We start from the raw sequence: 4989 nt of genomic DNA, 5'->3' as shown, positions 1-4989 counted from the left end.
CCCTCCCCCTASCCCCCTCCCGCGAGGGGAGGGGGGACTAGGCTGTGTCTTCGTCACGGTCAGATCGCTCACCATGGCCCCATTTCAGCCGCCGGCCGCGGCAGGATCAAGGCGCCACGGCCTCCTTCTGCGGCAGCCGGCCCTCCAGCAGGTCGCGCCGCTCGCGGAACAGGGCGACCAGCGAATCCATCACCCGGCGCACCCGCGACAGCGCCCGCAGGTCACGATGCACCAGCAGCCACTGGTCGACCCCGACCTCCTCCAGCACCGGCCCCAGCCGGCGCAGGCCGGGATCCCGGTCGCCGGCATAGCAGGGCAGCAGGCCCACCGCCTCGCCGCTGCACACCACCTGGTGCAGCACCAGCCAGTTGTTGACCCGCACCGCCGGCCGGGCCCCCTGCAGCAGCTCCGCCACCCAGGCCTGGCCGGGCATGTAGGCGTGCTCCTCGTCGAAGCCGGCCCAGGTCACCCCGCGCAGCCCCCCCGGCGACGTGTCGGCGACATCGCGGCCGCGGCCGGCGTAGATCGCGTATTCCACCCGGCCCAGCCGCCGCGCCACCAGGCTCGGGATGTCCGGCACCTGCTCGCGGATCAGCAGGTCGGCCTCGCGCCGCGACAGGTTGACCAGCATGTGGCTGGCCGCCAGCTCGATCTCGATGCATTGCAGGCCGCGCCGCAGCCGCGGCAGGTGGTCGGCCAGGAACCCTGCCATCGCCTCGCCGGCCGAGACCCGCACCGTGCCGTGCGCGGTGTCGCCGAGGCCGGCGCTGCGGCGCTGGATCGATTCGGCGGCACGCTCCATCGCCTCGGTATCGGCCAGCAGCTCCTCACCCGCCGCGGTCAGCACGAAACGGTCGGGCAGCCGGTCGAACAGCCGGGCGCCGATCGCCTCCTCCAGCCCGCGCACCCGGCGCGCCACGGTCGGGTGGCTGACCTGCAGCCGCCGCGCCGCGGCGGTCAGGTTGCCCTCGCGCGCCAGGGTCAGGAACACGCGCAAATCGTCCCAGTCGGCGGCCATGGCCCGCGTCTCCTGCATCGATGAGCCTGAACAGAAACGTACAGCCCCTCCTCGAATTTGTCGAATTCCGTTCACCAGCGTTCACATTATCGTCAGGTCGGGGCCGGCCCGACCCATCCGAACGACAGGCGACCGGCGGCGTCATTCCATCAGAGGGAAACACGCGCGATGCATTTCGAACCGCGCCTGTGGCAGTTCACGCAAGGCGTCCGCCTGCGCATCGTCTGGGCCGTGGCGATCGGCCTGGTCTCGGTCGCGCTGGGCGTCGCCCGGCTGGCCCTGCTGGGCTGGCTGATCGGCCAGGTCTTCGCCGGCCGGCCGCTGGCCGAGCTGGTGCCCTCCATCGCCCTGATCGCCGGCGTCATGGTGCTGCGCGGCGTGTTCGAGCACTGGCGGGTGATGATCGCGCATGAGACCGCATCGCAGGTCCAGGCCCGGCTGCGCCGCACCATCTTCGACCGGATCGCGGCGCTGGGGCCCGGCACGGTCGCCCGCCGCCGCTCCGGCGCCCTGACCCTGTCACTGATCGACGGGGTGGAGCAGCTGGAGGTCTATTTCGGCCAGTTCCTGCCGCAGTTCCTGATCTCGCTGCTGACCCCGATCCTGATCTTCGCCGCCATCGCCTTCGTCGACCTGCCGGTGGCGGCGGTGATGCTGGCCTTCGCCCTGATCGCCCTGTTCGGCCCGGCGCTGTGGCACCGGCGCGAGACCGGCAGCTCGCTGCAGCTGCGCCAGGTCTATGCCGATTTCGCCGCCGAGTTCCTGGATTCGGTGCAGGGCCTGGCGACGCTGAAGGCTTTCGGCCAGAGCGGCGCGCGGGGCACGACGCTGCGGACCAAGGCGCAGTCCGTCTTCCGCAGCACCATGCGGGTGCTGGGGACCAACGTCCTGGCCCGCGGCATCACCGACAGCGCCATCGCCTGCGGTGCGGCCGCGGCCCTGGCGCTGGGCGCATGGCGGGTCGAGTCCGGCGCCATGGCCCTGTCGGCGCTGCTGGTCATCCTGATGCTGGGCGTCGAGATCTTCCGGCCGATGCGCGAGCTGCGGTCGGTGCTGCACCAGGGCATGGTCGGCCTGTCCGCCGCCCAGGGCATCTACCAGGTGCTGGACGACACGCCCGAGGTGGCGGATGCCGCCCCGGCGGCGCTGGCCGGCCCCCTGGCCCCGACCATCCAGTTCGACGGCGTGCGCTTCCGCTACCCCGGCACCCGCCGCACCATCCATGAAGCGCTGAGCTTCGAGGCCAAGGCCGGCGAGCGGATCGGCCTGGTCGGCCCGTCCGGCGGCGGCAAGTCGTCGATCGTGCGCCTGCTGCTGCGCTTCTACGACCCGGAGGCGGGCAGCATCCGCCTGGGCGGCCACGACCTGCGCGGCCTGTCCTTCGACCAGATCCGGTCGATGATCTCGGTGGTGAACCAGGACACCTTCCTGTTCCACGGCACGGTCGAGGACAACATCCGCATGGGCCGGCCGGAGGCCACCGAGGAAGAGGTCGAGGCCGCCGCCCGCGCCGCCAACATCCATGGCTTCGTCCAGTCGCTGCCGCAGGGCTACCGCACCGTGGTCGGCGAGAAGGGGGTGAAGCTGTCCGGCGGCCAGCGCCAGCGCGTCGCCATCGCCCGCGCCTTGCTGCGCGACACCCCGATCCTGGTGCTGGACGAGGCGCTGTCCGCGGTCGACGCCGAGAACGAGGCGGTGATCCAGGAGGCGCTGGACCGGCTGATGCAGGGCCGTACCACCCTGGTGCTGGCGCACCGGCTGTCGAGCGTGATCGGCTGCGACCGCATCCTGGTGCTGGATCGCGGCCGCGTGGTCGAGAGCGGCCCCCATGCCGCGCTGATGCAGCAGGGCGGCGTTTATGCCGGGCTGATGGCCGAGCAGGCGCGCGAATCCGCCGCCGGCGCCGTGATCGATGCGCCGGTCGCTGCCCGCACCGCCGAGTCGGCGCCGACCGCGCCTGCGGCCGCGACCAAGCTGGAGACCGAGGGCATCCTCAAGGCCGAAGGCCTGGGCTGGGGCCGGCTGGTGGCCGAGCTGATGAAGCTGGCCATGCCCTGGAAGGGCAAGCTGGCCCTGACCTTCGCCTTCGGCGTGCTGCGCGTCGTCGCCTTCATCGGCGTCGGCGTGCTGAGCGCGCTGGTGCTGCTGGCGCTGAAGAACGGCGAGCCCTATGGCGCGCTGCTGTGGGCCCTGGCCGTCGTGGCGCCGCTGTCCGGCGTGCTGCACTGGCTGGAATCCTGGATCGCCCACGACATGGCCTTCCGCCTGCTGGCCGATATGCGCGCCGACGTGTTCCGCAAGCTCGACGCCCTGGCCCCGGCCTATCTGGTGCGGCGGCGCACCGGCGACCTGATGGCGCTGGTCACCCACGACATCGAGCTGGTGGAGTATTTCTTCGCCCACACCGTGGCGCCGGCCTTCGTCGCCGTGCTGGTGCCGGCCGCGGTGCTGGCGGTGCTGGTCTGGGCCAGCCCGTGGATCGCGCTGGCGCTGCTGCCCTTCCTGCTGGCCGTCGCCGTCAGCCCGTTCCTGATGCGCGACCGGGTCGACCGCCTCGGCTCCGAGTCGCGGGAAGCGGCCGGTGAGCTCGGGGCCTTCGCCGTCGACTCGGTGCAGGGGCTGGGCGAGATCGTCGCCTTCCAGCAGGAGGGCGCGCGGGGCGACAAGCTGGACGCGCTGTCGCAGCGCTTCATCCGGCTGCGCCTGCCCTTCTTCGCCGAGCTGACCCGGCAGCAGAGCCTGCTGGAGGTGCTGACCGGCCTGGGCGGCCTGGCCGTGGTGGTGACCGGCGCCGCGCTGTCGGCCCAGGGCGCGATCGACCCCGGCCTGCTGCCGCTGCTGACCATCCTGGCCATGGCCGCCTTCCTGCCGGTGTCGGAGATCGCCCAGCTCGGCCGCCAGCTGGCCGACACGCTGGGCGCCACCCGCCGCATCTATGGGCTGAAGGCCGAGCCGGTGCCGGTCACCGACGGGCCGGGCGTGCCGGTGGACGTTCAAGGGGGGGCCGGCCCGGTGGCGCTGGCGCTGCAGGGCGTCGGCTTCACCTATCCGGGCCAGGGCCGGCGCGCCCTGGCCGGGGTGACGGTCGAGATCCCGGCCGGCAAGACTGCGGCGCTGGTCGGCACCTCCGGCGCCGGCAAGACCACCACGGCGCAGCTGCTGATGCGGTTCTGGGACGCGGATGAGGGCCGGATCACCCTGAACGGATCCGATCTGCGCGATTACAATCTCGACGACCTGCGCCGGCGCATCGCCCTCGTCGCCCAGGACACCTATCTGTTCAACGACACGCTGCGCGCCAACATCCTGATCGCCCGGCCGGAGGCGAGCGAGGCGGAGCTGGCGGCCGCGATCGAGCATGCCTCGCTGGCCGAGCTGGTCGAGACCCTGCCCGAGGGGCTCGACTCGCCGGTGGGTGAGCGCGGCACCGCCCTGTCCGGGGGCCAGCGCCAGCGCGTCGCCATCGCCCGCGCCTTCCTGAAGAACGCCTCGGTGCTGATCCTGGACGAGGCGACGTCGCATCTCGACACGGTGAACGAGCAGGCGGTGCGCCGGGCGCTGGACCGGCTGCAGTCGGACCGCACCACCATCGTCATCGCCCACCGCCTGTCGACGATCCGCGACGCCGACCTGATCGTGGTGCTGGACGAAGGCCGCGTGGCCGAGACCGGCACGCATGCGGCGCTGCTGGCCCGGGGCGGACTCTATGCTCAGCTGGTGTCGCGCCAGCTCGCCTCGGCCCAGGCGGCGCAGTAGAGCGCGTAAGGAGGGACCGGGGCCACCCCCTCACCCGAAATCGCGTTGCGATTTCGACCTCTCCCCTGGGGAGAGGTGTAGGGGGCCGGCTCCGATATCCCTCTCCTTGGGGAGAGGGATATCGGCGAAATCGCGTTGCGATTTCGACCTCTCCCCTGGGGAGAGGTGTAGGGGGCCGGCTCCGATATCCCTCTCCTTGGGGAGAGGGATATCGG

2 protein-coding genes are annotated in these 4989 nt (G+C 72.1%); one reads left to right on the top strand and one right to left on the bottom strand.

The genetic code is table 11. The features are described from left to right. Window positions 1–106 precede the first annotated feature (106 nt). Window positions 107–1018 (bottom strand): LysR family transcriptional regulator, encoded by a 912-nt coding sequence (locus BWR60_RS35580; RefSeq protein WP_179222083.1) that lies wholly within the window; start codon window positions 1016–1018, stop codon window positions 107–109. Between the two features lie 168 nt (window positions 1019–1186). On the opposite strand from BWR60_RS35580, the gene BWR60_RS35575 reads away from it, so the two are divergent. Next, window positions 1187–4774, top strand: coding sequence for an ABC transporter ATP-binding protein (locus BWR60_RS35575; RefSeq protein WP_088158015.1), 3588 nt, complete (start codon window positions 1187–1189; stop codon window positions 4772–4774). Window positions 4775–4989: the final 215 nt, after the last annotated feature.

It is taken from the genome of Inquilinus limosus, assembly GCF_002195995.1.
GTDB classification, from domain to species: domain Bacteria; phylum Pseudomonadota; class Alphaproteobacteria; order DSM-16000; family Inquilinaceae; genus Inquilinus; species Inquilinus limosus_C.
This window is presented reverse-complemented; position numbering and strand designations above follow the sequence as displayed.